22 protein-coding genes are annotated in these 26,038 nt (G+C 54.3%); 10 read left to right on the plus strand and 12 right to left on the minus strand.

From position 1 onward, the window contains the following. Positions 1–144 precede the first annotated feature (144 nt). Positions 145–1,797, plus strand: coding sequence for a sulfatase-like hydrolase/transferase (locus INT33_RS04765; RefSeq protein ID WP_193091256.1), 1,653 nt, complete (start codon positions 145–147; stop codon positions 1,795–1,797). Here the strand turns inward: INT33_RS04765 and waaF are convergent. Both waaF and rfaD read right to left on the minus strand, forming a co-directional pair. Continuing rightward, a complete protein-coding gene (waaF, locus tag INT33_RS04770; protein ID WP_193091257.1) occupies positions 1,787–2,830 on the minus strand; it encodes a lipopolysaccharide heptosyltransferase II in 1,044 nt (347 codons plus the stop codon). The two genes, INT33_RS04765 and waaF, sit on opposite strands and share 11 nt — an antisense overlap. Further along, entirely contained in the window at positions 2,823–3,779 is a 957-nt protein-coding gene (gene rfaD / locus INT33_RS04775) for an ADP-glyceromanno-heptose 6-epimerase (RefSeq protein ID WP_192536743.1), read from the minus strand. Before rfaD ends, waaF begins: the two co-directional genes overlap by 8 nt. A gap of 126 nt (positions 3,780–3,905) precedes the next feature. Here rfaD and glyQ point away from each other — a divergent pair, with 126 nt between their 5' ends. From glyQ to gmhB, 4 genes are all read left to right on the plus strand, one after another. Next, on the plus strand, positions 3,906–4,865 hold the full coding sequence (gene glyQ, locus INT33_RS04780; RefSeq protein WP_026285791.1) for a glycine--tRNA ligase subunit alpha: 960 nt from the start codon (positions 3,906–3,908) through the stop codon (positions 4,863–4,865). After that, positions 4,866–6,932 (plus strand): glycine--tRNA ligase subunit beta, encoded by a 2,067-nt coding sequence (gene glyS / locus INT33_RS04785; protein WP_193091258.1) that lies wholly within the window; start codon positions 4,866–4,868, stop codon positions 6,930–6,932. It begins immediately after the preceding gene. Between the two features lie 351 nt (positions 6,933–7,283). Continuing rightward, positions 7,284–8,000 carry a BUD32 family EKC/KEOPS complex subunit gene (locus INT33_RS04790; RefSeq protein WP_226940075.1) on the plus strand — a complete coding sequence of 239 codons (717 nt, stop codon included), beginning with the start codon at positions 7,284–7,286 and terminating at the stop codon, positions 7,998–8,000. Positions 8,001–8,084: 84 nt separating this feature from the next. Beyond that, positions 8,085–8,657 carry a D-glycero-beta-D-manno-heptose 1,7-bisphosphate 7-phosphatase gene (gene gmhB, locus INT33_RS04795; RefSeq protein WP_192536746.1) on the plus strand — a complete coding sequence of 191 codons (573 nt, stop codon included), beginning with the start codon at positions 8,085–8,087 and terminating at the stop codon, positions 8,655–8,657. Between the two features lie 265 nt (positions 8,658–8,922). Here the strand turns inward: gmhB and gyrB are convergent, their stop codons facing one another. From gyrB to dnaA, 4 genes are all read right to left on the minus strand, one after another. Next, entirely contained in the window at positions 8,923–11,343 is a 2,421-nt protein-coding gene (gyrB, locus tag INT33_RS04800) for a DNA topoisomerase (ATP-hydrolyzing) subunit B (RefSeq protein ID WP_192536747.1), read from the minus strand. Positions 11,344–11,382: 39 nt separating this feature from the next. Continuing rightward, a complete protein-coding gene (gene recF / locus INT33_RS04805) occupies positions 11,383–12,483 on the minus strand; it encodes a DNA replication/repair protein RecF (RefSeq protein ID WP_193091259.1) in 1,101 nt (366 codons plus the stop codon). A 142-nt stretch (positions 12,484–12,625) separates the two neighbouring features. After that, the gene (dnaN, locus tag INT33_RS04810) at positions 12,626–13,729 is read right to left on the minus strand and encodes a DNA polymerase III subunit beta (protein ID WP_018918394.1); all 1,104 of its coding nucleotides are present in this window, start codon (positions 13,727–13,729) and stop codon (positions 12,626–12,628) included. 45 nt (positions 13,730–13,774) lie between these two features. Continuing rightward, positions 13,775–15,247 carry a chromosomal replication initiator protein DnaA gene (gene dnaA, locus INT33_RS04815; RefSeq protein ID WP_018918395.1) on the minus strand — a complete coding sequence of 491 codons (1,473 nt, stop codon included), beginning with the start codon at positions 15,245–15,247 and terminating at the stop codon, positions 13,775–13,777. Positions 15,248–15,781: 534 nt separating this feature from the next. On the opposite strand from dnaA, the gene rpmH reads away from it, so the two are divergent. The 4 genes from rpmH to mnmE all read left to right on the plus strand — a co-directional run bounded on the left by rpmH (position 15,782) and on the right by mnmE (position 19,606). Further along, complete coding sequence (rpmH, locus tag INT33_RS04820; protein WP_008959105.1) at positions 15,782–15,916, plus strand: 50S ribosomal protein L34; 135 nt, start codon at positions 15,782–15,784, stop codon at positions 15,914–15,916. A gap of 13 nt (positions 15,917–15,929) precedes the next feature. Next, on the plus strand, positions 15,930–16,331 hold the full coding sequence (gene rnpA, locus INT33_RS04825; RefSeq protein ID WP_192536749.1) for a ribonuclease P protein component: 402 nt from the start codon (positions 15,930–15,932) through the stop codon (positions 16,329–16,331). A 115-nt stretch (positions 16,332–16,446) separates the two neighbouring features. Next, complete coding sequence (gene yidC, locus INT33_RS04830) at positions 16,447–18,135, plus strand: membrane protein insertase YidC (RefSeq protein WP_193091260.1); 1,689 nt, start codon at positions 16,447–16,449, stop codon at positions 18,133–18,135. A 100-nt stretch (positions 18,136–18,235) separates the two neighbouring features. After that, complete coding sequence (gene mnmE, locus INT33_RS04835) at positions 18,236–19,606, plus strand: tRNA uridine-5-carboxymethylaminomethyl(34) synthesis GTPase MnmE (protein ID WP_193091261.1); 1,371 nt, start codon at positions 18,236–18,238, stop codon at positions 19,604–19,606. A gap of 57 nt (positions 19,607–19,663) precedes the next feature. Here mnmE and INT33_RS04840 read toward each other — a convergent pair whose 3' ends face one another. The 4 genes from INT33_RS04840 to rarD all read right to left on the minus strand — a co-directional run bounded on the left by INT33_RS04840 (position 19,664) and on the right by rarD (position 23,853). Further along, entirely contained in the window at positions 19,664–20,905 is a 1,242-nt protein-coding gene (locus tag INT33_RS04840) for a multidrug effflux MFS transporter (protein ID WP_193091262.1), read from the minus strand. Then, on the minus strand, positions 20,902–21,510 hold the full coding sequence (locus INT33_RS04845) for a TetR/AcrR family transcriptional regulator (protein ID WP_193091263.1): 609 nt from the start codon (positions 21,508–21,510) through the stop codon (positions 20,902–20,904). The genes INT33_RS04840 and INT33_RS04845 overlap by 4 nt, the downstream gene beginning before the upstream one ends. 156 nt (positions 21,511–21,666) lie before the next feature. Continuing rightward, positions 21,667–22,776, minus strand: a complete 1,110-nt coding sequence (locus INT33_RS04850; protein WP_193091264.1) for a cobalamin-independent methionine synthase II family protein — start codon at positions 22,774–22,776, stop codon at positions 21,667–21,669. Positions 22,777–22,941: 165 nt separating this feature from the next. Next, the gene (gene rarD, locus INT33_RS04855; RefSeq protein ID WP_192536755.1) at positions 22,942–23,853 is read right to left on the minus strand and encodes an EamA family transporter RarD; all 912 of its coding nucleotides are present in this window, start codon (positions 23,851–23,853) and stop codon (positions 22,942–22,944) included. A gap of 111 nt (positions 23,854–23,964) precedes the next feature. On the opposite strand from rarD, the gene INT33_RS04860 reads away from it, so the two are divergent. Continuing rightward, positions 23,965–24,414, plus strand: a complete 450-nt coding sequence (locus INT33_RS04860; RefSeq protein WP_225736015.1) for an Lrp/AsnC family transcriptional regulator — start codon at positions 23,965–23,967, stop codon at positions 24,412–24,414. A gap of 6 nt (positions 24,415–24,420) precedes the next feature. Here INT33_RS04860 and INT33_RS04865 read toward each other — a convergent pair whose 3' ends face one another. Then, positions 24,421–25,266 carry a 23S rRNA (adenine(2030)-N(6))-methyltransferase RlmJ gene (locus tag INT33_RS04865; protein WP_193091265.1) on the minus strand — a complete coding sequence of 282 codons (846 nt, stop codon included), beginning with the start codon at positions 25,264–25,266 and terminating at the stop codon, positions 24,421–24,423. Between the two features lie 85 nt (positions 25,267–25,351). Next, positions 25,352–26,026 (minus strand): OmpA family protein, encoded by a 675-nt coding sequence (locus INT33_RS04870; protein WP_192536757.1) that lies wholly within the window; start codon positions 26,024–26,026, stop codon positions 25,352–25,354. Between the last annotated feature and the right edge of the window lie 12 nt (positions 26,027–26,038).

Here is a 26,038-nt window from a genome sequence, read left to right on the forward strand (position 1 = left end):
GGTTAGTAAGCGCGTAGAGCCGCGCATTTTGCCAGGGTGCCTCAATATAAATGCTAGCACGCCCATAACAATATGAATTGCGCATTACGATAACAACATTTGGTAAGCTTAGAGGCTTACTTTGGGATATCGAAGGGATACGGCATGCCCACCTTGACATCATTTAAGCTTACCCCTTGGCTGCCATTGGCTATGATTGGCCTCAGCCTGGGTTATGCCGCAACCGTATTAACCCGCCTACCTTGGTGGACACTGCTTCTGATCGCGGCGGTCTGGATTGGCATTGGCCTCAAGCTTGCCTGGGGCAAGCCGCTAAATGCCCGTTATCGCAGAATATGGCCGTGGTCATTGGTACCGCTCAGCTTGATGGGCGTGTATGTCTATTTAGCCGACAGCTTTGGCAGTGTTGATTTAGGCGCGGTGTTCTTCCATTTGCAGGCTGGTATCGCCGAACACGGTGGCGCTGGCAAAATGATCTCCGCCATTATGTATATTGTCGTTATGGCGGGTGTCTTATGGTCGGTGACCTGGCTTGCACGCCACGACCAGCGTTGGCGCCTTGCCGAGCGGTACTTTGCTATTGTTTTGTTGGCCGCCAACCCGCTGCTATATGGCTTGGGTCAACGCAGCGTAGCGATTGTGGCAGATGACGGTGAGTGGCTTAATCGACGCTATATGCCGCCGCCCACGGACGAACAGCAGCATAAGCCGAACCTGCTAATTATGTACCTGGAAAGCCTTGAGCGTACTTACGGCAACGATATTTTTAATGACGCCTATGCGGATCTAAACACTTTGGGTGAACAAGGGCTGGTATTTGAAGGCATCCGCCAGATGGAAAACACCGGTTGGACCATGGCAGGCATGATTGCCAGCCAGTGTGGCGTGCCGCTAATGCCCGCAGGGCTTTTACACGATACCCAGTTTGAACCGCTCACGCACGTGGTACCCGGCGTTGACTGCCTAGGCGATATTTTAGCCGCCCACGGCTACCGGCTGAGCTATTTAGGCGGTGCTAGCACTCAGTTCGCAGGTAAAGGGCTTTTCTATCGCGGCCATCAGTTTAATACCGTCAAAGGTAAAGAGGAGTTCGCGCCTAAGCTTGAAGACCCTGAGTATATAAATAGCTGGGGTATTTATGACGATACCCTTTACGATTTCACCGCTGATGAAATACGCCGTTTGGATGAAGAGGATAGCGGGCCCTGGGCAGTGGTTAATCTTAACCTTGCCGGCCATGCGCCAAGCGGCTTCCCGTCCCAAACATGCCTTGACCGGCAGGGCGAGTTTGACGGCCAGGATATCCTTTATTCGGTAGAGTGCTCGGCTTATGAGGCGCGGGTATTCATTGAAGAGCTACAGCAGGAAGGCTTATTGGATAATACGCTGGTCGTCGTTCTTAGCGACCACCTCACCATGCGGGTTTCCGTCTGGGATCAACTGACGGCACTCGATCGTGACAATACGCTGATTATGCTGGGCGATCATATCGAGCCTCAGCGCATTCGCCGTGACGCCACCATGCTGGATGTTTTCCCCACTATATTGGAGAAAATGGGCTTTGAGCTTAACGAACACCGGGCCGGGCTTGGGGCCTCACTAATCAGTGAAAAGCCGACGCTGGTTGAAGTGCACGGTATTGAAATACTCAACGAACGTCTGCGCCAGGAAACGGCCCTGCAGCACCGCTTATGGGAAGGGCTGGCCCCTCAGCGCCGCGAGGAAGAGCCGCAACCGACAGTGCAGGTCACCGAAACGCCAGCCGATCAGGCCGGCGAGATCGAAATTATTTATTAATGATGCCGTTTTTGCGCTGCTGGTCAGCGTGCATTGCCTGATACACCTGCTCCACCGTCAGCTGGTTCAAGCAGTTGGTATGCCCCAAGGGGCAGGTGCGCTCAAAACACGGTGAGCAATAAAGCCCCAGATAATGAATTACCGCATTATCGGTAAGCGGCGGCGTATAGGCCGGTGATGAGGAGCCGTAAAGCGCATGAATACGCACGCCTACCGCCGCCGCCACATGCATTAGCCCCGAATCATTGGTCACCACCTGCGAGCAGTCAGCCAGCAGATCGACGGCGTCGGCCAGCTGGGTTTTGCCACACAGGTTATGTGCGTGGGAGAGCCCGGCAACGATCATCTCACCGGCATCATGATCTTTCGGCCCACCCAGCACCCGCACTTCAAAACCGTCGCCAATAAGCCGCTTGGCCAGGTCATGAAAATAGGCCAACGGCCACTGTTTGGCAGGGCCGTACTCGGCCCCTGGCATCATGCCAATGGCCGGGCGCGACGACAATGTATGCGCCAAGCGCAGATTAACCAGGTTATCCCGGTCAATGTTCAAGCGCGGTCTGGGAATAACGAAGTCGCCGTTGAGCGTTTCTTCAAGGGGTAAGCCCAGCGATACAAACCGCTTCACGGTCTGATCCAACACCTGCTTATCGAGCTTGCGGCGCTCCTTTAAAAGCCCATAGCGGTGCTCGCCTAGAAACCCCACCCGCTCTGGAATCCGCGCCATAAACGGCACCAGCGCGGCCTTCCAGGAACGTGGCAGCACAATGGCGCGATCAAACCCCCCGCGCAACTGATTCGCCAATTCGCGCCGGTTGGCCAGGCCGAACTCGCCATGGCCCACGCTCAACGGCAAGACTTTATCGACCTCGGGCATGCGCTCTAAAATGGGCTGCGACCACGCTGGCGCAACAACGCCTAGCATGGCCCCAGGATGGCGTGCCTTAAGCGTCATAAACAGGCTTTGCGCCATGACCATATCGCCCACCCACGAGGGGCCGACCACCAGCAGACGCTTGGCGGAATTAGCCATTCAGCCACTCCAGGTAGGCTTTAACACCCTGGGCGACGGTTTTGAACTCCACATCGCAGCCTGAATCACGCAGATGGCTAATATCAGCGCGGGTATAGCTCTGGTAGCGGCCTTTCAGCTCTTCAGGGAAGTCGACGTAATCAATCTGGCCCTTGCCATAAAAGTCGATGACCGCTTCACCAATTGCTTTAAACGGCTCTGCCCGGCCGGTACCCAGGTTAAAAATACCCGATGCCTGGGGGTTATCCAGAAACCATAAGTTTACGTCTACCACATCGCCCACGTAGACGAAATCACGGCTCTGCATACCCGCATCAAAGCCGCCGTAAGCGCCAAACAGCTTCAGATTCTCGCCGTTACCGATTTGCAGGTGGTTGTGGTAGGCAACGCTTGCCATCTTACCCTTGTGCTGTTCACGCGGGCCGTACACGTTGAAATAACGAAACCCAACAACTTGTGTCGTCAGCTCGTTCCACCGCGAACGCACATGCTGATCAAACAGCAGTTTGGAGTAACCGTACACGTTGAGCGGTTTTTCATGCTCGGGGGCTTCTTTAAATATTTCGCTCCCGCCATAGGTGGCCGCCGACGACGCGTATAGAAAAGGGATGCCGAACTTCTCGCAGTAGTTGAGCAGTACCTTGGAATACTCGAAGTTGTTTTCCATCATGTAGTGGCCATCCCACTCTGTGGTATCAGAGCAGGCGCCTTCATGGAAAATTGCATCAATCCTAGGTAGGTCAGTTAACTCACCGCGTAATGCCGTCTTAACCCTGGCAAGAAAGTCGTCTTTATCCAAATAGTCGGCTAGCGTACAGTCGGCCAGATTGACAAATTTAGTGCCGTCACGCAGGTCATCCACCACCATGACATCGTCACGGCCGCGCGCATTCAGTGCTTTGACAATGTTGGCACCGATAAAACCGGCTCCGCCTGTTACAACGATCATCTCGCTCTCCTTACCTAAAGCGGTTGTGTTGGCTTACGTGCCTATTAGCATACGTGCCTATAACCCATCTGCTTGGGATTGTATACTTGACGGCTTATGAATTCATGGCCAACGGTGCTTTCTGCGATGAGTGTCTCGACAAACCAATCGACGCCTGATGTGTCGACCTTCCAAGGCTTGATCCTTGCTCTGCAACAGTACTGGGCAGAACAGGGCTGCGTCATCCTCCAACCCCTCGATATGGAAGTTGGCGCGGGTACGTTCCACCCTGCCACATTCCTGCGAGCCATTGGTCCGGAATCCTGGAATGCGGCTTATGTTCAGCCTTCCCGCCGCCCGACTGACGGCCGTTACGGGGAAAACCCCAACCGCCTGCAGCACTACTACCAGTTTCAGGTGGTAATGAAACCCTCGCCGAGCAACCTGCAGGACCTGTACCTTGGCTCGCTCAAGCGTTTAGGCCTGGACCCGCTGATCCACGATGTGCGGTTTGTGGAAGATAACTGGGAGTCCCCTACTTTGGGCGCCTGGGGTCTTGGTTGGGAAGTATGGCTCAACGGCATGGAAGTTACCCAGTTCACCTACTTCCAACAGGCGGGCGGCATCGAGTGCTACCCCGTGACCGGCGAGCTCACCTATGGCCTTGAGCGCATTGCCATGTACCTGCAAAACGTCGACAGCGTCTACGACCTTGTTTGGGCCATTGCCCCAGACGGCAGCCAAGTGACTTACGGCGATGTGTATCTGCAAAACGAGCGTGAGCAGTCCGCCTACAACTTTGAACACGCTGACGTTGACCATCTTTTTGCCGCCTTCGATCATCAGGAAGGTGAGTGCAGCAAACTGCTGGATGCCCGCCTACCGCTGCCTGCCTATGAGCAGGTATTGAAAGCCTCGCATACGTTTAACCTGCTGGACGCCCGCCACGCGATTTCCGTGACCGAACGCCAGCGTTTTATCTTACGCGTGCGCACCATGGCGCGAGACGTCGCCGCTGCTTACTTTGAGTCGCGCAAAGCCGAAGGCTTCCCCATGGCCCCGGAGGCCCTTCGCCGCGAACTACTCGCCGACCAGGGAGACGTATAAATGGCTGTTGATACGCTTTTATTAGAACTAGGTGCCGAAGAATTACCGCCAACGGCGTTGGATGCGCTCTCCGATGCGTTTGCCGCAGGGATTGAAAAAGGCCTTCAGGAAGCTGAAATTCCTTTTCAGAGCGTTAAAGCCTATGCAACCCCCCGCCGTCTGGCAGTACAGGTCAGCGAGCTTGCCGACAAGCAGCCCGACCGTGAAGTAGAGCGCCGTGGCCCGGCACTGGCTGCCGCCGTTAAAGACGGCGTACCTACCAAAGCCGCCGAAGGTTTCGCGCGCTCATGTGGCGTTAGCGTGGACGAACTGATCCATCTGGAAACCGACAAGGGCACCTGGCTTGGCTTCCGTGAACAGCAGCAAGGCGAAAGCATTCAGACGCTTTTACCCGAAATTCTGCGTAAAGCCATTCAGGGCCTGCCGGTGCCCAAAAACATGCGTTGGGGTGCGTCTCGTATTGAGTTCTCCCGCCCGGTGCATTGGCTGGTTGCCGTGTATGGCAGCGACGTCATCGCCGCCGAAGCGTTAGGCCTTCAGGCGAGCTGCACGACTTACGGTCACCGCTTCCATGCCCCGAACGCGATTCAGCTCAAGCATGCCGATGAGTACCTTGCCACGCTAGAGAATGCCTATGTACTGGCAGATCGTGAGCAGCGTCGTGAGCGTATTCGCGAACAGGTGCTGTCCGAAGCCGAAGTGCAGGAAGCCAATGCGGTAATCGACGAAGCCCTGCTGATTGAAGTCAGCGGCTTGGTGGAGTGGCCGGTAGCGCTTACCGGTAGCTTTGATGAGCGCTTTTTGGACGTGCCGGCGGAGTGTCTGATCTCCTCCATGAAGGCCAACCAGAAGTACTTCCACCTGCTGGATGATCAGGGCAAGCTCAAGCCGCTGTTTATCACTATCTCCAACATTGATAGTGCCGACCCGCAGCAGGTGATTTCGGGTAACGAGAAAGTCATTCGCCCACGCTTGGCCGACGCCGCCTTCTTCTACGATACCGATCGCAAACAGAGCCTTGCCTCGCGTATTCCACAGCTTGAAAGCGTAGTGTTCCAGCAGCAGTTAGGCACTCTGGCCGACAAGGCGCGCCGCACCACCGCGATTGCTACCTTTATCGCACAAAAGATTAATGGCGATGTGGCTAACGCTCAGCGTGCTGTGGCGCTTGCCAAGTGTGACCTGGTCACTGAGATGGTGCTCGAATTTCCTGAGCTGCAGGGCATTATGGGTCGCTACTACGCCGAGCAGGACGGTGAGCCTGCCGAAGTCGCTCAAGCCATTGAAGAGCAATACCTGCCGCGCTTTGCCACCGACGCCATCCCGCAAAGCCTTACCGGGCAGACGCTGGCGCTGGCGGACCGCCTAGATACGCTGGTGGGCATCTTCGGTATTGGCCAGCGCCCAACCGGTGCCAAAGACCCCTTCGCACTGCGTCGCGCCGCCATTGGCGTACTCAATATTCTGATTAAAGGCGAACTGGCTCTTGATCTGCGTGAGCTGTTAGACGCGGCTGTTCAGCAGCACCAGGCCCTGCCCAAGGCTGAAGGCCTGGTTGATGACGTGCTGACCTACATGCTTGACCGCTTCCGCGCCTGGGGGCAGGAAGAAGGCATTAGCGCAGAGATGTATCTGGCCGTACGTGCGCGCCCGGTTACCAACCCGCTCGACTTCGCCCGCCGCCTGCGTGCCGTGAAAGCCTTCGCTCAGCGTGATGAGGCCGCTGCATTAGCCGCCGCCAATAAGCGCGTGTCTAATATTTTGAGTAAACAGGAACACAACGGCAGCTTAGAGGTTGATGCAAGACTTCTGCAGGAAGACGCCGAGCAGGTGCTGTTTAAAGCCGTTACCAGCCGTCAGGAGCAGGTAGCACCACTGTTTGGTACAGGCGATTACCAGCAGGCGCTGGACGTTCTAGCAACCCTACGTGAGCCTGTAGATGCCTTCTTTGATCAGGTAATGGTCATGGCAGACGATGAGGCCGTGCGCAACAATCGTTTAGCACTCCTGGCTAGCCTTCAAGCGCTCTTCCTGGCCGTTGCTGATATCTCCTTACTCCCTCAATAATCTCCTTCCCTTCTACCTTTTGCCGGTGGCTTTAAGCCGCCGGTAAAAGGCATTTCTTATTTACCTCTCTATTTATCTTGTCAGCGTTTATAGCGGTGGCATTGATTTCGCTGTAAGCACACCTGCATCAGCGTGAAACTAGCAGGATGGCTATTCACATAGACAGTCACCGCTGAGTGGGCTGACTGTATTTTCGAAAAATCTATCGTATTGCCTCACTTTGTTTCACGTGAAACATCGTGAAAAATAATCGATTTTTGGTAAAATAAAATACTTAATATATTAAAGTCGTCTTTTTGCTTAGTAGATAAGCCTAGTAAGGCTGGAGCCTAAGCTCCTTGGAGATGCCCTGTGTACGATCTCTTTTTATTGGACTCGCTTCCCCAGCAGCAAGCGAACATGGCGTCCCATACGCTTAACGGCCAAAAAGTATGGCTAAAACGTGCCGCCAAGCGTAATTCGAAGCTTGCTTATGCGCCGCTAAAGCTGTTGGCTGCCTGGTGTAATATTGACGTGTTAAAACCAGTGCCTAATTTAGGTGGCGAGCAAAGCATTCTGGTGGAGTCGGCGCGGATCAAAACGTTAAGTAGCGCAGGTATTGCGGTTCCCACGATACTGGCAGAGCACCCTCGCGCCCTTCTGTTGGCGGATGCTGGGTCTTCAGATCAGCCTGCCATAACACTGCTCGATAAGCTTAAAAAAGCACGCAGTGTCGATGAAGTCGACAGTACACTCACGCAAAGCATTCAGGCGTTGAACGCCGTGCATGCGCGTGGCTGTTATCTTAGCGAAGCATTTGCCCGCAATATTTTGGTTACCCAGGATAAGACGGTTTTTATCGACTTTGAGACTGACCCCGGGAAGGTACATAGTCCAGTCAACTGTATGGTGCGTGATTGGTTTTGCTTTATTTTTTCTCTGTATGGCAAACTACACAAATCGCCCATGCAGGTTGAACGCTTGTCGCCTGCATTAATTGATGGGTTACATAACGCCCGCCAGGAAGTCCAAGACCAGTTTAAAAACACGCTGTCTAGACTTCTTCGTCTGCAAAAAAATCCCCTTTAAGTACCTGGGTAGCGATGGGCGTAAAATTAGCGCTACTTTGCAGGCGCTGGCGGTGCTTAATCAGCGTCTCTAGTTGGAAACATAATGCCTACTTCCCCTCAGCAGCTGGTTATTCTTGATCGCGATGGCGTCATCAATCAGGATTCAGATGCGTATATTAAGTCGCTTGAAGAGTGGCTGCCCTACCCTTCAGCGATCAGCGCTATCGGCAAACTGTCCCAAGCTGGATTTACTGTGGCGGTGGCAACCAATCAATCTGGTATTGCCCGAGGCTACTATGATGAAAGCGTGCTCTCGGCAATGCATGCTCGGTTGAATCAGCTCGTCGAAGCCGCCGGTGGACACATTGCGCATATTGCTTACTGCCCACACGGGCCCGAGGATGACTGCCAATGCCGCAAACCCCTGCCCGGCTTACTGCATGATATTCAGCGCGAACTTGATCTTCAAAGCTTGGCGGGTAGCTGGATGGTGGGTGATAGCCTGCGTGATTTACAGGCGGGCAAGGCATGCGGCTGTCGGCCGGTATTGGTAAAAACGGGTAAGGGTGAGAAAACGTTAGCCAAGGCGATTGGCCTGGAAGGCGCACGAATTCATGCTGATCTTGCAGAGTTTGTCGATTGGCTTTTAGTTAACCATTCTCCGCTGCAGAAGTAATCATTTTATCAACAGCCTAGTTATCAGCAGCTTACTTATCCCCAACCTGTTTTTATAAAGCTTCTATTTATACTATAAAAATTTTTTCATAAAAAAATGCCGCAGGTTTAAAACCGGCGGCATTTTCATTTTTAGCTATATTTTCAGTACTGCGCTAACTTTTTCGTACTGTCATACAATCCGCAGATAAAGGCCTGCAAGTTAAAAGCATGTTTCACGTGAAACATTTAAACCGAGGCCCACATCCTATTTCCAGCACCGTGACTTATACGTCAAGGTTAGCAACCAGCGCGTTAGTCTCGATAAAGTCACGGCGTGGCTCTACGTCATCGCCCATCAATGTATTAAACATCTTATCGGCCGCGACAGCATCTTCAATCGTAACGCGTAGCATGCGGCGGCTATCTGGATCCATGGTGGTTTCCCACAGCTGGTCGGGGTTCATTTCCCCTAGCCCTTTGTAGCGCTGTACTGACAAGCCACGCTGGCCTTCCTGCATTAGCCATTCAAGCACTTCGGAGAAATGCGCAACCGGCTTCTGGCGCTCGCCACGCGAAATAAACGCGCCCTCTTCAAGCAACCCGTCAAGCGTGTCGCCCAGCGCTGAAATCGCCCGATAATCGGCGCTCTCAAAGAAATCTAGGCCCCAGTCGTACTCGGTCGTTACGCCGTGGGCAACCAATGATACAGTGGGTAGCAGTAAGCCGCGCTCTTCATCCTGTTTCAGGTAGAAGGTATAGCGCGGGCCACCTTCATAGGCCACCATGTCATCCATGGTTTTCTGCAGCTCGGCAATCCAGTTTTCCATCGTCACGCGGTCTTTCAGGCTTGTTTCACCCTGTAAGCCGGTGGCATGGATAATCTGTTTTAGCACTTCGATCGGATATACCCGCGCCAAGCGATCAATCCGCTTCATAACATTGCGGTATTGATTAACCAGTGTTTCCAGCTGCGACCCGGCGATTCCCGGTGCCTCGGCATTGACGTATAAACCTGCGCCATCCAATGCTGTGGTGGTCAGGTAATCAATCATGGCCTGCTCATCTTTCAAGTAAAGCTCTTGCTTACCCCGCTTGATCTTGTAAAGCGGCGGCTGAGCAATAAAGATGTGGCCACGCTCAATCAGCTCCGGCATCTGACGGAAGAAGAACGTCAGCAGCAGTGTACGGATGTGCGAACCATCCACATCCGCATCGGTCATGATGATGACAGAGTGGTAACGCAGTTTGTCTGGGTTAAATTCTTCTCGACCGATGCCACAGCCTAAGGCTGTGATTAGCGTGCCTACCTCTGCAGATGAAAGCATCTTGTCAAAGCGTGCTTTCTCGACGTTAAGAATTTTACCTTTCAGCGGCAAAATGGCCTGCGTACGCCGATCGCGGCCTTGCTTGGCACTGCCGCCGGCCGAGTCACCCTCCACCAGGTAAAGCTCAGATTGACTGGGATCTTTTTCCTGGCAATCGGCAAGCTTACCCGGCAGCCCTGCGATATCCAACGCGCCTTTACGCCGCGTCATATCCCGCGCTTTACGCGCTGCTTCACGCGCACGCGCCGCATCCAGCATTTTATTAACGATGGCTTTGGCTTCGCTGGGCTTCTCGATCAGGTACTCAGAAAACAGGCGACCCATTTCCTGCTCAACCGCCGTTTTCACTTCACTGGAGACCAGCTTGTCTTTGGTCTGCGAAGAGAATTTCGGATCCGGCACTTTAACCGAAATAATTGCCGTCAGGCCTTCACGTGCATCGTCGCCTGCAGTATTAACCTTGGCTTTTTTGAGCAGGCCTTCCGCTTCGATGTAGTTATTCATCGTACGCGTCAGTGCCGCCCGGAAGCCGGCCAAGTGAGTACCGCCATCCCGCTGAGGAATATTATTGGTATAGCAGAAAATGCTTTCGGTGAAGACGTCGCTCCACTGCATGGCCACTTCGACTTCTACGCCATCTTCTCGCGAGGCGTTGAAATGAAAAACAGGGTTCAGCACCGTCTTATTGGAATTCAGGTGATCAACAAATGCTTTCAAGCCGCCTTCATAATGAAACAGCTCTTCTTTTCCGCTGCGGTCATCCAGCAAGCGGATGGCAACACCTGAATTCAAAAACGACAGCTCGCGCAGACGTTTAGCCAGAATATCGTAATGGAATTCGATATTGGCAAAGGTGTTAGGCGAAGGACGGAAATGAACACGTGAGCCGGTTTTTTCCGTTTTACCTACGACGCTAAGCGGTGCCTGAGGCACGCCGTGGTGATAAATCTGCTCAAATACTTCGCCCTGGCGCCAAATCGTCAGGCGCAGCTCTTCAGACAGCGCGTTAACGACGGAAACACCTACGCCGTGAAGGCCGCCGGATACTTTATAAGAGTTATCATCAAATTTGCCGCCAGCGTGTAGCACGGTCATGATAACTTCAGCGGCAGAAACCCCCTCGCCTTCATGCAGTTCGGTGGGTATACCGCGTCCATTATCACTAACGGTTACCGACTCATCGGCATGAATGACCACGCGAATTTCACTACAGTGGCCTGCCAACGCTTCGTCGATGGAGTTATCCACCAACTCGAAGACCATATGGTGCAATCCGGTGCCGTCATCGGTATCGCCGATGTACATACCTGGACGTTTGCGTACTGCATCCAGCCCTTTGAGCACCTTGATGCTTGATGAATCGTAAGCCTGCTCGCTCATTGACCACTCCGTCGTGAAGTCTGTCTCGTTCCGTGTCGTTTACCCGCCCTGCAACTGGCTAAGCCCCTGTTCATTATGTTTCACGTGAAACATGCTAACCGGGGTTTCTAATTGCCACATATTCTGCAATGCGGCGGGGTCAACGCTGGTAATAAAAGCCTGACACTGCATCTCTTCAAGCAACTGACAGAAACGCTGTCGGTGTTGCTCATCCAGCTCTGCTGGCAAATCATCAATTAAATAGATGCAGTGCCGCTGTGCTGTTCTTTCCAGAAACCGCCCTTGGGCAAGCTTGAGTGCGCTTACCACCAGCTTTTGCTGGCCTCTGGAAAGTACTTCTACAGCGGGCTGTTTGTTAAGCCTGATACGTAAATCGGCGCGCTGAGGGCCCTGCTGGGTAAACCCCATCTGCTGGTCGGTTAACCGATTATCCTGAAGCACTTCAGCAAGCGTTTTTTGCTTATCCCATCCACGAGCGTAATTAAGCTTTAAGCCAGGTAACGGAAGCAGTACATTAAGCGTCTCTTCAAAGACTGGAAGAAACTCGCTAAACCACTCAAATCGTAACCTATCAACTACCTCGCCCCATAGCGCCAGTTCCTGTTCCCAGGCCGTCATTTCCTGAGGATCTATTCTACCACGCCTGAGTAGCGCGTTCCGATGTTTCACTGCTCGACGCGTGCGCTTCCACGCTTCAAGAAAGTGTTGTTTCACGTGAAACACTCCCCAGTCGAAAAACTCCCTGCGTCCGGCGGGCGACCCTTCCAGCAGCCTGAAGGCATCAGGGTTAATTAACTGAAGCGGCATGGCCTCCACTAACTCAGCTAAACGCACCCCTTTATCGCCCCTTAGGCGCAGCTCAAGCTCTCTCTGAGCCCTTAACCGACGAACCCCTACCGAAACCTCAGGCTCACCTTGAAGGCGCCCGTAGAGCGTCATATGCGGCTGATCCGCCTGAATGGCATTTTTTAACTGCCGGGTACGAAAAGACCGTCCCATACCTAGAATATGAATGCCTTCCAATAGGCTGGTTTTACCACTGCCGTTTGGACCGCTAATGATATTAATTCTGGATGAGGGACGCATCTCAAGCGGGATCAAATTCCGCAGGCCCTGGAAGTTAAGCTGTATCAGGCTCATTCAAGCTCGCTGGTTAAAGTCCCACAACAATGAGTAGCCAGGCAAAAAAGTGAAAACGGCGCTTCTGCTGTCAGAAGCGCCGCTCTCCCTGCATAGGCTACTTTACACCCCTTACTCGGCATTAAGGCAGCCTGGCGGTTATTTACAGCCGCATGGGCATAACGACGTAAAGCGCGTCGCCACCACCCGGCTCTTCAAGCAATGCACTGCTATTAGGATCCGCCAGCGTCACCTGGACTCTGTCTACGCTCAATACAGACAGTACATCCACTAGATAGCCTACGTTGAAGCCAACTTCCATTGCCGTGCCGTTATATTCAACCGCCACGTTCTCTTCGGCTTCTTCCTGCTCAGGGTTATTGGCCATTACCTTGAGATTGTTCTCCTCAAGATACAGACGCACACCGCGATACTTTTCATTGGAGAGAATCGCGGTACGCGACAACACCTGACGCAGCTCGGCTCGCTCGGCGATCAGTACTTTATCACCATTGCGTGGTACAACTCGTTCGTAATCGGGGAACTTGCCATCGATCAGTTTCGAGGTGAACGTAAAGTCACCGGTATGGGCACGCACATGGGTTGAGCCCAGCGTTAAGCTGACCGGCTCGTCACTGTCATCAAGTAGGCGCGAAAGCTCAAGAATACCCTTGCGCGGTACAATCAGTTTTTGCGACTGGCTAACGGCAACCTCAACCGGGCGTGAGCACATCGCCAGGCGGTGGCCATCGGTTGCAACCGTACGTAATAGATTACTCTGAATCTCAATCAGCATACCGTTGAGGTAGTAGCGAACATCCTGCTGAGCCATGGCAAACGATGTGGCTTCGATAAGATGTTTTAACGTGCCCCGCGGAACGCTCAGCTCTTGGCTACCGTCGGCATCTTCAATATTGGGGAATTCGGCGACCGGCAGTGTCGAGAGCGTAAAACGTGAACGACCGCTGCGCAGTACCGCACGGCCATCCTCTACCGCCAGATGAATCTCTGATTGATCAGGCAGCGATTTACAAATATCCATCAGCTTGCGAGCTGGCACTGTGGCAGCGCCAGGCTGGTCTACCTGGCTTGCTACCGTACGCCCGATAAGCTCGACTTCTAAATCCGTACCGGTCAAGGAGACCTGGTCGCCTTCGACCTGAATCAATACGTTAGAGAGTACAGGCAGCGTTTGACGACGTTCTACCACGCCTGCCACCAGCGTCAGCGGACGCAGCAATGCCTCTCGGGAAATGGAAAATTTCATCAACACTCCGGTTTATATCCTGAAAACCTGCAGACGACAGGCTGATTAGCTGGTTAATAGGCGCAGCAGATTTTTATAATCCTCGCGAATATCCGCGCTTTCCTCTTGCAAGGATTTCACCTTGCGGCAGGCGTGAAGCACCGTTGTATGATCACGGCCTCCAAACGCATCGCCAATTTCCGGCAGACTATGATTGGTAAGCTCTTTGGCTAACGCCATGGCTACCTGCCGGGGGCGAGCCACCGAACGCGAGCGTCGCTTGGATAATAAATCCGCCACCTTAATCTTGTAGTACTCGGCTACCGTGCGCTGGATGTTATCCACACCCACCTGCTTATCCTGAAGCGCGAGCAAATCTTTTAACGACTCACGAATAAAGTCCTGGGTAATCGGTTTACCCATAAAGTGTGAGTCAGCAATGACTTTTTTCAGCGCGCCTTCCAGCTCACGAACGTTAGAGCGGATTTTTTGAGCAATAAAGAAAGCGGCATCATGGGGTAAATCGACCTTAGCCTGGTCGGCTTTTTTCATCAAGATAGCGACTCGGGTCTCAAGTTCAGGCGGCTCAATTGCCACCGTCAAGCCCCAGCCAAACCGGGATTTCAAGCGCTCTTCCACGCCGCTTATCTCTTTGGGATAGCGGTCAGAGGTAAGAATCATTTGCTGGCCACCTTCTAATAGTGCATTAAAGGTGTGGAAAAACTCTTCCTGAGAGCGCTCTTTGCCAGCGAAAAACTGAATATCGTCAATTAACAGCGCATCAACGCTGCGGTAAAACCGCTTGAAGTCGTTAATCGCATTAAGCTGAAGCGCTTTAACCATGTCCGCGACAAAACGCTCTGAATGCAGGTAAACCACTCGGGCATTATCCCGACGGCCGGCTAATGCGTTACCTACAGCATGCATCAAGTGCGTTTTACCTAAGCCTACCCCGCCGTATAGAAATAGTGGGTTATAGGCACCGCCCGGATTTTCCGACACTTGTCGGGAGGCGGCTCGGGCCAGCTGGTTCGACTTACCTTCAACAAAGGTATCAAAAGTAAAATTAGGATTAAGTCCACTGCCGTGCTTAAGGCTTCCCTCCACCTGAACCTGGCGCTCGTTGTTGCGCCGACGCGGCGCTTCTTCGCGTTCGCGCATCTGGTCGATTTCACGCTCATCGGCAATATCTCCGCGCGGCGGCGTATGTACAGCAGGCGCCGACGAACGGTCAGTGGCCGCTGAAACAGGGTTGCCCAAATCGCGAGGTTGAGGAGCCGGGGCCGCTGGGCGGCGGCTACCCACCGTAAGGCTTACCTTAGGCGGTTTAGAGGGCGCAAGCTCACGAATCAGCTCGCTGATCCGCTTAGCATACTTGTCACTCACCCAATCGCGCACAAAGCGATTAGGCGCCAGTAAGCGCAGCTCGTTGGACTCTCCTTCTTCTGCCTGGAGTGGACGTATCCAGGTATTGAATTGCTGTGAATTCAATTCGTCCTGCAGGTAGTCCAGGCACTGCTGCCAAAGCGCGAGTGACACTCATCTCACCATCGGTTGAAAACGGCCGACCATTGTAGCGCCCAAAGGCGCGGTTATCCACACGGGTTTAGCCTTCAATTTCGCCTGTGGACAACTTTCTTTAAGGTCTCGGGACAACCCCCCTAACGGCGTGGGGATAGATTGGATTTTCCGGTTTTCCAAAGGGTTTAATCACACCAAGCCAACAGCTTATTTGCCGGTTATACGATACTTATGCACATTGTTTTTATGATTTTAAAATAATGATAAATAGAAAGATTAATCACTTATCCACAAATTGTATCCCCACTATTAATAACAATAGGTTTTAAAATACTTAACTAGTAATAGTAGTTGCCAAGGTAATGGGTGAAGATAACCCACAGAGCAAATGCCCATTGCCTTTTTGTCGCTTTTTGTGCAAGGAAAAATTGCACCCGGCGCGGGAAGTCTCTACAATTTCCGGTCTTGATTTGAAACTCCCCGGCTAGTTTCCTCACTGGACCGGGTCTTTTGGATTCACATCCGTCCTAAACCACGTGGGAATAACGAGTTATGAAACGCACTTTTCAACCCAGCGTTCTCAAGCGCAAGCGCGCGCATGGCTTCCGTGCTCGTATGGCAACCAAAAACGGCCGTGCCGTACTCGCACGCCGCCGCGCCAAAGGCCGCAAGCGTCTGAGCGCCTGATCTCGGATTGCGTGTGCCGCATCAAGGCTATCCCCGGTGTTTACGTCTGCTAAATGCCGGGGATTTTAGTCACGTGTTTGAACAGGCCGACCTCAAAGTTCATGGCAAAGGTATGATGGCGTTAGCGCGCATGAGTACCCGGGGACATCCCCGCGTCGGACTGGTGGTCAGCAAAAAAAATGTAAAACGTGCTGTCGATCGCAACCGCTTTAAGCGTCTTGTTCGAGAATCCGCCCGCCTTCGCCAGGATCACCTACCCTCAATGGATATCGTGATACTTGCTAAGCGCGGCGTACAGGACATCGATAACGAAACGCTTTTTCGCCAGTTACATGGCATGTGGAAACGGCTTCAGCGTGACGCCCAAACGGTATCAGTAGCACCACCGTCTGATGGCGTAACACGTGACTCTTGACGACGCATCTCGCCGCTCGACCTTGGCCTGCCGCTTGGCAGGCTTTCGTGTGTCATGGGTCGAGTAAATGATACTGCGCCATTAGCATGTTCATCACCCAGCGGGCAGAACCCTCATGGACGTAAAAAGACTTCTATTACTGATTCCACTGGCAGTACTTGCCTATCTACTGGTCATTCAGTGGAATCAGGATTATGGGCCGACAGATTACGACTCGACGCCTGAGATTACACAAAGCACGAGCAATGCGCCCTTAAGCAATAGCGAAGACGAAAACGGTTTAGCCGTTCCATCTACGTCGGCGCCCAATACGGCGATTGACGAAGGCATGCCTGGCGACGCGGAAAGCGAAACGTCCAGCCGTGACCTGATCGCAGTGGCCACCGACGTACTCGACGTGCGTATTGATCCGCATGGCGGCGATATCGTGTACGCCGCACTGCCGCAACACAAGATGACGTTGGATACTGAGCGCAACTACGTGTTGCTTTCAGACAATGCAACGCGCAGCTACGTTGCGCGCTCAGGCTTGCAGCTGGACGGTCAGGCAAGCCGTATTGCCTTTACCCCGGAAAGCAGCGCCTATCGCATGAGCGATGACGAAGACCAGCTGAATGTCGATCTACGCGCTGAGATTAATGGCGTTGAGATCATCAAGCGGCTTACCTTCGAACGCGGAAATTATGCGGTTAACGTCAATTACTATGTTGCCAATAATACCGATGCGCCGGTTAGCGCTCGCTTTATCGGCCAACTGGCACGTGATAACAGCCCGGACCCGTCAAGCGGCGTTGCCTTGGGCATGAAGTCCTATATTGGTGCAGCCTACTCCACGCCTGATGCGCGGTATGAAAAGGTTGATTTCGAAGATATTCGAAACCGCAACTTTGAGAACCGTGAAGCACAAGGCGGCTGGATCGCGATTATTCAGCACTACTTCGTGTCCGCCTGGGCGCCGGCACAAGATCAGCAAAACCTTTACTACGTTACGACCGATTCAAGCGATCGCAATGTAGTTGCCTTTGCAGGCCCGACCAGCAATGTCGCGGCTAATAGCGAAGCAACACTCGGCGCAACGCTGTATATGGGTCCTAAGGTTCAGGATTATCTTGAGCAAGTGGCACCTAATCTGCGCTTAACCGTCGACTACGGCTGGCTGTGGTTTATTGCCAACCCGCTGTTCTGGCTGCTGGACAAGATCCACGACATCGTGGGCAACTGGGGCTGGTCGATTGTTCTGCTGACGGTTGTGGTTAAGCTGGTGCTCTTCCCGCTGTCTGCCAAGGCTTACAAGTCCATGGCACGCATGCGTAAGCTGGGCCCGGAAATGCAGCGTCTTAAAGAGATGTATGGCGATGATCGCCAGAAAATGTCTCAAGAGATGATGAAGTTCTACCAAAAGGAGAAGATCAATCCTTTAGGTGGCTGTTTACCCATCGTGATCCAGATGCCGGTATTTATCGCGCTTTACTGGATGTTGCTGGAATCCGTTGAGCTGCGTCACGCGCCGTTTATCTTCTGGATTCAGGATCTGTCGATTAAGGATCCGTACTTCATTCTGCCGATCTTGATGGGTGCGTCTATGTTTGTTCAGCAGATGCTGAACCCGACACCGCCGGATCCGATGCAGGCGAAGATCATGAAGATGCTGCCGATTATCTTCACCTTCTTCTTCCTGTGGTTCCCGGCTGGCCTGGTAATTTACTGGGTAGTCAACAACATCATTTCGGTCGCGCAGCAGTACTTCATAACGCGCAGCATCGAGAAAGACCCAAGCGTGGGTAAAGGGATGCGAACCAAGTAATCCCCCAACGCTTTGCTAACAGACCCCCGCCCTAGTGCGGGGGTCTGGCGTTTTAAAGACGACAAATTCACAATGTAGGCATCTATTAAAGAGGCGCGCCATGGTTGAACGACTTTACACCCAGGATACGATTACTGCGCTGGCCACTCCGCCTGGCCGCGGTGGTGTAGGCATTATCCGCGTCTCCGGGCCTGCCTGCCGGGATATCGCCAAGGCCATACTCGGTGATTGCCCCACGCCCCGAAACGCTTACTTCGGCCCATTTAAAGGCCCTGAAAGCGTTATTGACGAAGGCATCGCGCTACTGTTTAACGGCCCGCACTCGTTTACCGGTGAAGACGTGCTGGAGCTGCAGGGGCACGGTGGCCCGATCATCATGGACATGCTGCTAGAACGCTGTGTGGCCTTGGGTGCGCGGTTAGCCCGGCCCGGCGAATTTTCCGAGCGCGCTTTTCTAAACGATAAGCTCGACCTCGCCCAGGCCGAAGCCATCGCCGATCTAATTGACGCGACGTCACGCTCGGCCGCAGAGAATGCTGTGCGCTCGCTGCAAGGGGAGTTCTCAAAGCGGGTTGGCGATCTAGTGGGGCAGCTTATCGAGCTGCGTGTCTATGTAGAAGCCGCCATCGACTTCCCTGAAGAAGAGATCGACTTCCTGGCTGACGGACATGTCGCCAAGCGTCTGGAAGGCGTCCAGCAAGCGCTCAGCGATGTACGCAAGGCAGCCGGGCAAGGCGCGCTCTTGCGCGAAGGAATGAGCGTGGTGATTGCCGGGCGCCCTAATGCTGGCAAATCCAGCCTGCTTAACGCGTTGACTGAGCAAGACACCGCCATTGTTACCGATATTGCCGGCACCACGCGGGATGTTCTACGCGAATATATTCATATCGATGGCATGCCGCTGCACATCATTGATACCGCCGGTTTGCGCGATACACCGGATGCCGTCGAAAAAATCGGCGTTGCCCGCGCCTGGACCGAAATTGAAAAAGCCGACCGCGTACTGCTACTGGTAGATGCGTCCACTACCGCGGCAACGGATCCCATGACTATCTGGCCGGAGTTTGTGGCAAGGCTGCCTGACCAGAGCCGCCTGACCCTGGTGCGTAACAAAATCGATACCAGTGCCGAACCAGCAGGCATTGATTTATCCACAGCCACACCGACGTTACGCCTATCGGCCAAAACCGGTGCCGGTGTGGATAACTTAAAAACCCACCTCAAGGACGTGATGGGCTTCGCGGCCACCACCGAAGGACGCTTCTCCGCACGCCGGCGCCACCTGGACGCTCTCGACCGGGCAATGGCAGCACTCTACACAGGGCGTGCTCAGCTAGACGGCTACGGGGCAGGCGAACTGCTTGCCGAAGACCTGCGCGACGCGCAGCAGGCACTCGGTGAAATTACCGGCGACTTTAGCGCTGATGATTTGCTGGGCGAGATTTTCGGCAGCTTCTGTATCGGCAAGTAAAACCAAAAGCGCCCATCAGGTCGTCCTGATGGGCGCAAAGCGCTATCACCGGTCGGCTCAAGCCGATCCGGTGGCGCCACTCGGATAGGCAGCGCCCTGAGTTTTAAGCCTTGCCATCCAGCACAGCACCAACGCCAACACCCCACATACAGCGATGGTGGCCGGCAGCTGAGAAGGGCTGACGGTGGTCAGGCTGACCGCAAAGCCGACCACGGCGGAGAGCAGGTACTGAAGTACGCCCATCAGCGCCGAAGCCACGCCGGCGGGGGAATCCGCCGCGTTCATGATCAACGCCATCACGTTACCGAACACCATGCCGAGCGAGGCGATCGCGAGCCCCAGAATGAGGCCGTAGGTCAGAAGCGTCGGCGCGCCGAGGACGTTGACGCACCAGAGCGCCGCGCCGGCCAGGGTGTAAATCGCCGTACCCGCCATCATGACGCGAAACGTCGACCACTCGCGCTTGATGAGCGCGTTGCTAACCGCCCCGCCGACCACCAGACCCACGGAGTTGGCGGCGAAGAGCTGGCTGTACTGGGTCGAATTCAGTCCGAAGTGCTCCATGAACACGAACGACGAGCCGCTGATATAAGAGAAAAACGCCCCAAGCACCAACCCGCTTGCCACGCTGTAGAGCATGAACACCGGCTGTACAAAAAGCCGCGCGTAGCCTTTCACAATGCTCGCCCCGCTGAGTGCCACGCGCTGCTCAATTGCCAGCGTATCCGGCACGCTAACGAGTCCCCACACCAGCGTGATCAGAGCCAGCGCCGCCATGACCCAGAAGATCATGTGCCACTCGGCATAGAGCAGCACCAGTCCGCCCAGTACCGGGGCCACGATCGGGGCCACCATCATCACCTGCATGAGAATGGAGAGCTTCTGCGCCGATTCCTTGAGCTCGTAGACGTCGTCGATGATCGCGCGCGGCGCCACCAGCCCCGCCGATGCGCCGAGCGCCTGCAGAAAGCGGGCGGCCATCAGCATCTCGAAGGAGTGGGCCAGGGCAGCGAGAATCGAGCCCCCGATAAACACCAAAAGCCCGGCCAAAAGCGGCCAGCGGCGGCCAAAGCGGTCCAGCAGCGGTCCGTAGATGGCCTGCCCGACTGCCAGGCCGATTAGAAAGACCGCCAGGGTCTGCTGAATATGGCCGGCAGACACCCCGAGATCCTCGGCAATGTTCGGCATGCCCGGCAGGTACATGTCGATGGCCATGGCGTCCAGCGCGGTGATCAGCGCCAGTAGAATGAGAAGCCCGGTCCCGATGGACTGGATGCGATGTGTCGCTTGCTGGGTCATGACGTTTTACCCGTATCGAGATGGTGGATCAGTGAGTCTTCAAACACGCTCAAAAGCGCCGCTAAGCGGCGTTCGCCGAGCTCGGCAGTGGTGTAGATCAACTTAACCTGGAGGCTGTCGACGATGCCGAGGTAGGCTTCGCCAAATCGCGATACCTGGGTCGATGTCGGCGTGATGGTCGCCTTTTCCCAGCGCGACAGCTTGTCCAGAAAATGCGCCTTCAACTGCGCAAGATACGTTTCGTGCAGTGCGTCGATCGGCTCGGTGAGCGTGACCGGCGATATGTAGCTTGCGCGCAGGAAAAAGCGCAGATGCGCGACCTCACCGAAGCGGCGCACCAGCGCCTGGCAGTAGTGAGAGCCGGGGAACGCCTCACTGCCTTCGTCGGCAAAGCAGTCGTCGGCGAAGGCGCGCTCTTTGGTGAGAGCCTCCTCGAAGGCCGCCATGAAGAGCGCCTCCTTGGACGCAAAGTGAGCGTAGAGCGACGCCTTGCGGATTCCCACTGCCTCGGCGATAGCGGATAGCGAGGCGCCGTCGTAACTCGCCGCGGCAAAGTGCGTCACCGCCGCCTCGACGATACGCTGGGTCGCCTTTGAACGTGCCATTTGCACATACCTCGTAAAGCGCTGATGAAAGGAGCTGCGCAATATAATACCTACCGATAGGTAGGTAAATACTTTCACGCCATTTAAATCAAAAAACCCCGCCAACGCATCGGCGTCAGCGGGGTTTGAAAGGTGCGAATGTGAACGTGTTCGGCGCTACTCGCCCCAGACCTCACTGGCGACCTGCACGACCAGCGCGAGCTTGGCCTGCTGCTCGGCCTCGGTGATCGTGTTGCCCTCTTCCGTGGAGGCGAAACCACACTGGGTGCTCAGACAAAGCTGCTCGAGCGGTACGAAATGCGCCGCTTCATGAATGCGCGCCTTGATCGTTTCCGGGTCTTCGAGTTCGCCGGTTTTGGTAGTAACGAGCCCCAGCACCACTTTCTGATGGCCAGGCTTGATGAAACGCAGGGGTTCGAAGTCACCGGCGCGGTCGGAGTCGTACTCCAGGAAGAAAGCGTCAATATTGACCGAGCCAAACAGCAGCTCGGCAACCGGCTCGTAGCCGCCTTCGGATATCCAGGTAGAGCGGAAGTTGCCGCGGCACACGTGCATGCCCACCACCAGATCATGCGGCTTGTCCTCAAGCGCTTGGTTGATAACCTCGGCATACACTTGGGCCAGATGGTCCGGATCCTCTCCGCGCTCGATCACCAAGGCGCGCTGCTCTTGCGAGCACAGGTACGCCCAGACGGTATCGTCAAGCTGAAGGTAGCGACAGCCAGCGGCATAAAACGCGCTGATCGCATCTTTATAGACGTTCGCCAAGTCGATGAAGAAGTCGTCGATATTCGGATAAGCCTCTTCACTGACCACGCCACGTCCACCCCGAAAATGCAGTACGCTGGGGCTCGGAATGGTCATCTTGGGCACCGCGCCCTCAGCAATGCTGGCAAGAAATGTAAAGTCTTCAAGCATTGGATGACGACCAAATCCCAATTTGCTCGTCACGCGCACGTTGCGCGACTTGGTCTGCACACCGGCAAATTGGATACCCTGCTCGGCATCGTAGCCTTCAATGCCTTCAAGACCTTCAAAAAAATCGAAATGCCACCAGGCGCGACGAAACTCACCATCGGTCACCACTTTCAAGCCACACTGGCACTGGCTTTTCACCGCATGGGCAATGGCCTCATCCTCGACGCGACGCAGATCACGGGCATCCAGTTCACCGGCTTGATGCGCCTGGCGAGCATTTTTAATAGCGGTGGGTCGCAGAAGACTGCCGACCACATCGGCGGGAAAAGGGGCGGGGTTAAGGCTCATTTAGCATCTCCACCGGTAGATTGGACGTATCGTGTATCGCCCTATCCTCCCCCATCCTCAAGACGCATTAAAATGATCATTTCTTGAGTATGCATGAACGACTTTAATGCAGAGTAGCCACTTGATATTGCTAGTGATTAACAATTTATTGCTGGGCACGCTTGTTTAAACGGTGGGTAATATCGCCCTCGATTTTTTGAAATGCTGCCAACCTTCTAGTGCAAGTACCATCACGGCTAACCAAATCGCGATATACGTTGGCCACTCGTGAGGAACAATCACCTCGCCTAAAAGCAGCGCCACGCCCAACAGCAGTATGGGTTCAACATATACCAAAAGGCCAAACAGGCTCAGATTGAGCAGCGGAGCAGAAAGCGCCTGAAAACCCAGAGCGAGCGCACTGAGCAAACCCAGCCCAGCTACCAACCCCAACGCTTCGATACTAAACGCGGGCGTCGCCGCTATGTGGCCGCCATCAAGAATAAAGTAAACACATACCGGCAGGCTGAGCAGCATATCCCACCAGAGCCCGCCAATATGATTGGTATCGGTTTTACGCCTAAGCCAGAAGTAGCCCGGATAGCCGAAACACACCGCCAGGGTAGTCCAGGCCAGCGTTTGTGATATGACTAACTGATTAGCGATGCCCGCCACCGCCAGCAGACAAGCAATCTTCTGAAAGCCTGACAGCCGATCGCCGAACGCGATACGTCCGATAATCACCATGGTGATCGGCATTATAAAATAGCCCAACGAGACCGCCAGCCCGTGGCCATTGCCCGGCGCCCACATGAATAGCCACAGCTGAATGCCCAGCATAAACGCTGATATCAGTCGTGTAGCCCAGAAGTAACGCTCTGTGAGCAGGCGCCGGCCAATGGCGACTATTTGCGTTCCATAGCCCCGCCATAGAATAAACAGGCTCAAGCAGGGAAATGTCAGCAGAATACGCCATCCGTACAGTTCGCCCCCCTCCATGGAAGGAAGCAAAGCGGTATAGGCAAACAGTAAAGCAAACAAGGCCGAGGCTATCACATTCAGCGTGACGCCCAGCGGCGTATTGGGGTTAGCGTGCATAAGCCATTTCTGGTTAGTTAAATTTGGCGTTATTTTATTGCAACACACTTGATAAAGGCGCTTGTATTACCTACTGTCAGCGAGAAAATTTCTCACTTGGCTGGCTTTATTATGCTTGATGACTTTGACCGAACCCTGCTAGAACTTTTACAGAAGGATTGCCAGACGCCGCTTCGCGAGCTGGCTGAAACCGTCCATCTCTCCACGGCTTCCGTCCAGCGACGTATACAAAAGCTTAAAAACGGTGGCTTTATCCAGGCGAGCGTGGCGGTGCTTGACCCCGATAGGTTGGGCCAGGTCATTACCTTACTGGTCGAAGTACAGGCGGTTAAAACGCATGCTGCTGACTTGGCGCTGCTCAAGGCCCAATTTTCCGGGCCTGAGATTCAGCAGTGTTACTACGTTACCGGTGAGGCGGACTTCATGCTGGTATTACTGGTGCCCAGCATGAGCCGGTTTCAGGAGCTCTGCGACACCCTGTTTCACAACAACCCCAACGTCAAATGGTTTAAAACCACCGTGGTGCTGGACCGGGTCAAAACTACGCTGGAAGTTATATAACCCTAGCTACTCCTCGACCCACCACTGTGCTTCATAGCGGCTTTCATCCCCAAGGTAGGGAGTAAGCTGGGCCATTGCTGCTTCCAGGCGCTCATCCAGCCCCCAAGGCGGGTTAACTACCAGCATACCGCTGCCGTACATGCCATGGGTCTGTTCGCCCAGCTCACGCAGCAAAAGCTCGCTACGCCATATCTTACGCACGCCACTCGTCTTCAGCGCGTCTAGCAGTACGTGATGGTGACCCGCTGGCAGCAACGGATACCAGACTAACACTACGCCATGGCGCGCCTTTTCAAACGTATAAGCGACGGCATCGGCTACCTCCTGATACTCCGCTTTACGCTCAAAACTTGGGTCAATTAATACGCAAAGTCGTGGCGTGGCTACCGGTAGCATAGTGCTTAACCCATCAAGCCCATCGCCATAAATGCGTCGCGCCTGGGTAGCTAGCTCTTGAGCGGCCAAGTGCTGGTGCTCGCCGGGATGCAGCTCAAAAAGGCGCAGTTGATCCTGAGTGCGTAACGACTTTCCAAACCACCAAGGCGATCCCGGATAGTGGGTAAGCTCGCTAGGCGCTGGCTGTGCGCCTGTTAATACATTCATCCAATCCGTTAACAGAGGGTCTGTTAGCTGATCGCGCTTCTGCCATAAAGGCCAAATGCCCTCGCGGTACTCTTGGAGCCGCTGTGTCTCTTTAGTGGCAAGTGGATAAAGTCCACGCCCCGCGTGCGTATCCACATATGTAATGGCTGTTTTTTTACGTAATAAATAATTATTAACGCTGTAAAGGGTTAGATGCTTGTGTACATCGGCAAAGTTACCGGCATGATAAGCGTGTTGATAAGACAGCATGGTCGCTCGACATCAAGTGAACAAAAAAGCCCGCTATGGGAGCATAGCGGGCTTTGAAGGACAATGCGCGGGTTACACGGGTCGCTTATCTTTGGCCGTTGCCCGTTGGCGTCAAGGTAATTTCTACCCGACGGTTTTGCGCTCGGCCCTGATCGGTATTATTGCTGGCAACGGGCTGGTTAGCCCCGTATCCCATAGTGTTAAGACGTGAAGACGAAACGCCATTTTGACTCAGGTAATTGCCGACGGCTTGAGCACGACGCTCAGACAGACGCTGATTGTAACTGGCGTCGCCCGTGCTATCAGTATGCCCGGCAATATTCACGCGGGTATCGGTGTATTGAGAAACCACGTTTGCGACTTCATTGAGTGCGCTGCGCGCATCGCTGGTCAGGTCAGAAGAATCAAAACCGAACGTAACGCTGCTGGGCATATTCAGCACGATATCGTCGCCACGACGGTCGATTTCGATGCGCGAACCCTGCAGATTCTGACGTAATTGCTGCTCCTGGCGGTCCATATAAGCACCTACACCCGCGCCCGCAGCGGCACCAACGGCTGCACCAATCAAGGCACGGTCGCGGCGGCTGGTGCTGCCATCGCCAGAAAGGGCGCCCGCTGCTGCGCCTACCGCAGCGCCAATCCCGGTACCGATACCAGTAGAAGAACGTTGTGTCTGGCCACCGTAAGGATCAGACGTTGCACAGCCCGCCACTAAAATTGCGGCAGCCAATGGGGTCAGTAGTCGAGAAATACGCATCGCTCACTCCTT

Origin of the sequence: Halomonas colorata (genome assembly GCF_014897985.1) — a bacterium.
GTDB lineage: Bacteria > Pseudomonadota > Gammaproteobacteria > Pseudomonadales > Halomonadaceae > Vreelandella > Vreelandella colorata.

Bases quoted from the DNA above. Each gene is read 5' to 3' on its own strand.
- INT33_RS04765 (WP_193091256.1), top strand. From the start codon at position 145: ATGCCCACCTTGACATCATTTAAGCTTACCCCTTGGCTGCCATTGGCT.
- waaF (WP_193091257.1), bottom strand. From the start codon at position 2,830: ATGGCTAATTCCGCCAAGCGTCTGCTGGTGGTCGGCCCCTCGTGGGTG.
- rfaD (WP_192536743.1), bottom strand. From the start codon at position 3,779: ATGATCGTTGTAACAGGCGGAGCCGGTTTTATCGGTGCCAACATTGTC.
- glyQ (WP_026285791.1), top strand. From the start codon at position 3,906: ATGAGTGTCTCGACAAACCAATCGACGCCTGATGTGTCGACCTTCCAA.
- glyS (WP_193091258.1), top strand. From the start codon at position 4,866: ATGGCTGTTGATACGCTTTTATTAGAACTAGGTGCCGAAGAATTACCG.
- gmhB (WP_192536746.1), top strand. From the start codon at position 8,085: ATGCCTACTTCCCCTCAGCAGCTGGTTATTCTTGATCGCGATGGCGTC.
- gyrB (WP_192536747.1), bottom strand. From the start codon at position 11,343: ATGAGCGAGCAGGCTTACGATTCATCAAGCATCAAGGTGCTCAAAGGG.
- recF (WP_193091259.1), bottom strand. From the start codon at position 12,483: ATGAGCCTGATACAGCTTAACTTCCAGGGCCTGCGGAATTTGATCCCG.
- dnaN (WP_018918394.1), bottom strand. From the start codon at position 13,729: ATGAAATTTTCCATTTCCCGAGAGGCATTGCTGCGTCCGCTGACGCTG.
- rpmH (WP_008959105.1), top strand. From the start codon at position 15,782: ATGAAACGCACTTTTCAACCCAGCGTTCTCAAGCGCAAGCGCGCGCAT.
- yidC (WP_193091260.1), top strand. From the start codon at position 16,447: ATGGACGTAAAAAGACTTCTATTACTGATTCCACTGGCAGTACTTGCC.
- mnmE (WP_193091261.1), top strand. From the start codon at position 18,236: ATGGTTGAACGACTTTACACCCAGGATACGATTACTGCGCTGGCCACT.
- INT33_RS04840 (WP_193091262.1), bottom strand. From the start codon at position 20,905: ATGACCCAGCAAGCGACACATCGCATCCAGTCCATCGGGACCGGGCTT.
- INT33_RS04845 (WP_193091263.1), bottom strand. From the start codon at position 21,510: ATGGCACGTTCAAAGGCGACCCAGCGTATCGTCGAGGCGGCGGTGACG.
- INT33_RS04850 (WP_193091264.1), bottom strand. From the start codon at position 22,776: ATGAGCCTTAACCCCGCCCCTTTTCCCGCCGATGTGGTCGGCAGTCTT.
- rarD (WP_192536755.1), bottom strand. From the start codon at position 23,853: ATGCACGCTAACCCCAATACGCCGCTGGGCGTCACGCTGAATGTGATA.
- INT33_RS04860 (WP_225736015.1), top strand. From the start codon at position 23,965: ATGCTTGATGACTTTGACCGAACCCTGCTAGAACTTTTACAGAAGGAT.
- INT33_RS04865 (WP_193091265.1), bottom strand. From the start codon at position 25,266: ATGCTGTCTTATCAACACGCTTATCATGCCGGTAACTTTGCCGATGTA.
- INT33_RS04870 (WP_192536757.1), bottom strand. From the start codon at position 26,026: ATGCGTATTTCTCGACTACTGACCCCATTGGCTGCCGCAATTTTAGTG.